2 protein-coding genes and 1 pseudogene are annotated in these 4465 nt (G+C 37.1%); 2 read left to right on the top strand and 1 reads right to left on the bottom strand.

Annotated features, from left to right (window positions below; translation table 11 throughout):
• Positions 1-378: 378 nt before the first annotated feature.
• Together MW688_RS01190 and MW688_RS01185 are read left to right on the top strand one after the other, a co-directional pair.
• Positions 379-486: pseudogene (locus MW688_RS01190) on the top strand (RRXRR domain-containing protein); the annotation flags it as partial.
• Between the two features lies 1 nt (position 487).
• A complete protein-coding gene (locus tag MW688_RS01185) occupies positions 488-2032 on the top strand; it encodes an OmpA family protein (RefSeq protein ID WP_486734078.1) in 1545 nt (514 codons plus the stop codon).
• A gap of 206 nt (positions 2033-2238) precedes the next feature.
• Here the strand turns inward: MW688_RS01185 and ftsH4 are convergent, their stop codons facing one another.
• The gene (gene ftsH4 / locus MW688_RS01180) at positions 2239-4122 is read right to left on the bottom strand and encodes an ATP-dependent zinc metalloprotease FtsH4 (RefSeq protein ID WP_486734077.1); all 1884 of its coding nucleotides are present in this window, start codon (positions 4120-4122) and stop codon (positions 2239-2241) included.
• Positions 4123-4465 lie beyond the last annotated feature (343 nt).

Genomic DNA, 4465 nt, shown 5'->3' with positions numbered 1-4465 from the left:
TAACTAAGGGGGGAATACTAAAAAGCGATCGCCAGGATAAATTCAAAGATAAAATCAAGCTAAAAGCCTCTCTTTTTCTGCTATAGCATTTGCTCGATATAAGTTACCGCAATCTGCAAAACGACAGGAATACAGCTCTTTTGAAGAAAATTAAATAAATCTAAAGTTTTTTGTCTATCTAGCTAGTTCAAATTATTTTAGGATAAATGGGTTACAATAGTAAATATGAACTTTTTAAGCCTAATCAGCCTTCAACAACCACAACTTAGCTCGTTGAAGTAGGGGATTGGCACTCCCAAAAGTGACAACGTAAGCGAGGGGCGGAGTATAATAGCCTCCCTCCACTCAACCAAAGACTTCAAACTTAAACTCTAAGGATTATCTCCTGAAGGAAAACCGTTAATGCCGACAAAACCGAGTCAGGCAAGACGGTGGATAAAAGAAGTGAAAGCTGTGGGCAAGTTCAACAAGTTAGAACAATTTCACGATGAATAAATCAAATAATCCAGCACTTTTAATCGTTGCTTTAGGGCTAACAATGGCTATGATTACCGGAAGCTTTTGGCTGGTCTTGAAAATTATCGCTCCTCATAATCCCACTAAGCAGAGTAAGGCTGGGGATAATCAAATAACTCTATTAGGCGATACTTTCAGTGGTTATAGCACATTTCGCAACCAAGAATTTCAACAAGATCTTCAAGAAGATAACATAAATTTAACTTATCAAGACGAATTTAACCAAGCCAAAAGAGCAGAAATGCTCAGTAAAAACGAGGTTGATTTAATAGTCACCACCTTAGATCAGTTTCTCAAACATCAGCCAAAGGGTAAAATTGTAGGGCTAATTGATCGTACTGTAGGAGCAGATGCTGTAATTCTTAATACTAAAAAATATCCTGAACTTAAATCTTTATTAGATTTGCAAAAACTTTTAGAGCAAAATCAAAATAACCCCTTATATATTACCTATGCAGTAGATACTCCTAGCGAATATTTAGCCTTAGTTCTTAGTACTAAATTTGAATCATTCAACTTAAGCAACTTTGAAATTGCAGAAGTAGAAGATTCTTCTCAAGCTTGGGAATTATTGGAAAATAATCAAAAAAATATTGCTATGGCAGTGCTTTGGGAGCCCTATGTTACTCAAGCTAGGCAAAAAGATTATACAGTTGTTTTATCTAGTAAAGATGTACCTACAGCAATTTTAGATGTTATAGTAGCTTCCGATCAATTAATTAATGAACGACCGGAAATAATCTCCAAATTATTAGAATCTTATTATTACCGGATTGATATTAATGTGAGAAACCCATCACAATTAAAAGCACAAATTGCTGAGGATGGAGAATTATCCACCAGTGAAGCTATTACTATTTTAGAAGGAATAGATTTTTTTACATCAACTGAAGCTAGAGATTGGATGGAGGCTAACACTTTAGACAAAAGAATTCAGGCGACAGCCGCTGTGTTAGTTCTTAGTGGTAAATTAGATAATATTCCTGATGATCCTAAACAGTTGTATGATTCAAATTTTGTGATTGAATCTGCTAAAAACACTGAAGCTTTAATAGAGATAATTAAAGAAGATAACCCTGAATTAGCAGAAAGATTAGCAGGTAGAGGAGAAACAATTAAAGAACCTCCACCATCAATTAATCAGGAAGAAATTAAAACCTCAGCATCAATAGGGAACTTAGATGTCAAAGGGGAAGTTAAATTTAGTGCAGGTTCAGCAGAATTAACCGCCCAAGGAAAGGCAACCTTAAATAAATTACAAGCAGAAATTACTGAATTTAACCCTAATAATATTGCTATTATTGTAATAGGTCATACATCTAAAGTAGGACCTGCTATTCTCAATCAACAACTAAGTGAACAAAGAGCTAAAGTAGTAGCAGATTTCTTGCAAAATACAGGCTTAGAACATCGGATTGTTACTGATGGGAAAGGATATTCTGAACCTTTAGCTAATTTACCCCCAGAAGATACTCGTCAACAAAGAACAGAAATTCGTCTAGTTAGGATTAACTGAAAAAGTAAAAAACTAAAGTTATTGTTTTTAGTTTGAGTTTGAGAATCTCTGAATGGGCTGGTCACTCCATTATATTTATCTTATATGAAATAGAAAAATAAATGCTAAAAATAGCTTTAAAATATGTTAAAGTTTGAAAACATCAAACCTACACTAGACCAAAAGGTAAGTGTAGGTTCATTTCAAGCTAAAAAAAGCGAATAATCTTAGACCTCCAAAGGTTGCTTAGATGGTTCTAGATGAGTTATTTGCTGCAATAACTTAGCTAATTCTTCCCCTTCGATTACTTCTTGTTCTAAGATGGTAGAAGCGATCGCCTCTAACAAATCGCGATTATTGTTAAGTATAGTTAAAGCTTTTTGGTGGGCATCTTCCACTATATCTTTAACTTCTTGGTCAATTGCCTTAGCTGTTTCATCGCTAACTAGGCGACGAGGATTCATGGTACCGTCAGATAAGAAATTAGCTTGTTGACCCTTCTCATAGGCTAGAGGTCCTAATACTTTACTCATACCATAGGTAGTAACCATCCGTTCAGCTACATCTGTTGCCCTTTGTAAATCATTAGCGGCACCAGTGGTAATGTTACCGAAGATAATTTCTTCAGCAGAACGTCCGCCTAAAAGGGTAGCAATTTGAGATTTTAATTCTACCTCATCCATTAAAAAGCGATCTTCTGTAGGAAGTTGCAGAGTATAACCTAAAGCTGCCATACCTCTTGGTACTATAGAAATCTTAGCAACTTTGCCTCCACCGGGTAAAGCTGCACCTACTATAGCGTGTCCAACTTCATGGTAGGCGACAATTTTTTTCTCTTTTTCGTTTAAAACGCGGCTTTTTTTCTCTAATCCGGCTACTACCCTTTCTATGGCTTCGTTTAAATCTGCTTGAATTACTTGTTCACGACGATTCCGCGCCGCTAGTAAAGCTGCTTCATTCACCAAGTTAGCTAAATCAGCGCCAGCAAAACCAGGGGTACGAGTAGCAATTTCTTTTAAATTAACTTCGGGAGATAATTTAACTTGACTTCCGTAAATTTCTAGAATTTTTAGTCTACCAGCTAAATCTGGTCGGTCTACTAACACTTGTCGGTCAAAGCGTCCTGGACGTAGTAAAGCGGGGTCTAAAGTTTCAGGTCGGTTAGTTGCTGCTAATACAATTACAGTATTTTTGGCTGCGGCAAAACCATCCATTTCTGTAAGTAATTGGTTGAGAGTTTGTTCTCTCTCATCGTTGCCTCCTGCAAATCCATTACCTGCGCGAGATTTACCAATGGCGTCTAATTCGTCGATAAAGATGATACAGGGAGCTTTTTGTTTTGCTTGTTCAAATAAATCTCTAACTCTAGCAGCACCTGCACCTACAAATAGTTCTACAAATTCTGAACCAGAGATACTGAAAAATGGTACTGAGGCTTCTCCTGCTACCGCTTTAGCTAAGAGAGTTTTACCAGTTCCGGGAGGTCCTATTAGTAGTACACCTTTGGGAATGCGTGCTCCAATATTGGTGAATCTTTCTGGGGTTTTGAGAAAGTCTACTATCTCAGTAAGTTCAGTTTTAGCCTCTTCAACTCCAGCTACATCAGCGAAGGTAACTTTGGTGGCGTCGTCGGCTACGTATACTTTAGCTTTACTTTTAGCGATAGATAGGGCGCCTGTAGGTCCGCCTGCGCTGCGACTGATGAAGAATTGCCAAATACCCACAAAAATTAGCGGTGGAATTACCCATCCCAGTATATTACCTAACCAACCGTTTTTAGCGGGAGGTTCTGCGGCAAATTCTACATTGTTTTGCTCTAGTTTTTTGGGTAATTCTAAGTCAAAAATTGGGGTAGTCCGAAAGATTTCTCCTTGTTGGTTTTCTAATTCGCTTTTTAGTTGATAACGAATTTCGTTTTCTCCTAGAGATACTCTACTTACTTGACCATCTTGTACCTGTTCTATGAAAATACTATAGGGCATTCTTGGAATAGAAGGGGCAAACAGTTGAGGGAATAGTAAGTTTACTAATAATAATGCACCGCCTATTAATAGAAGAATGTTTCCGATTCTTCTAGATGGAGGTACGGGGGGTTGATTTTTTACAGGCATAACTTTTTTAAATTTACAGTTACCTTCATTTTAATCTTCCCTTAATATTTCTTAAGGTGAGGAAAATACGACTATCTCAGATCTTCCCTCTTTACCAAAAGTTACTGGTTGAGGTTGAGTTTTGAAGTCTTGAAGTCTTGAAGTAATGAGTTTTGAAGTAAGAAGTTTTGAAGTCTTGAAGTTTTGAAGTCTTGAAGTAATGAGTTAAAGAATTAATGCTAAACTCTTAAAAATTGATTCTCGTCTGTCGGTCAATTTCTGTACTTTTGTACTTGCGTGCAAGATATGGGGTGAGCGAAATTTGCGCCCACCCGAGAGCAGCTTATCTTTTAAAAGGCAAGCC

The sequence above is a fragment of the Johannesbaptistia floridana genome (assembly GCF_057440575.1).
The sequence above is the reverse complement of the archived record's forward strand: the minus strand, read 5'-3'. Positions and strand labels throughout refer to the sequence as shown.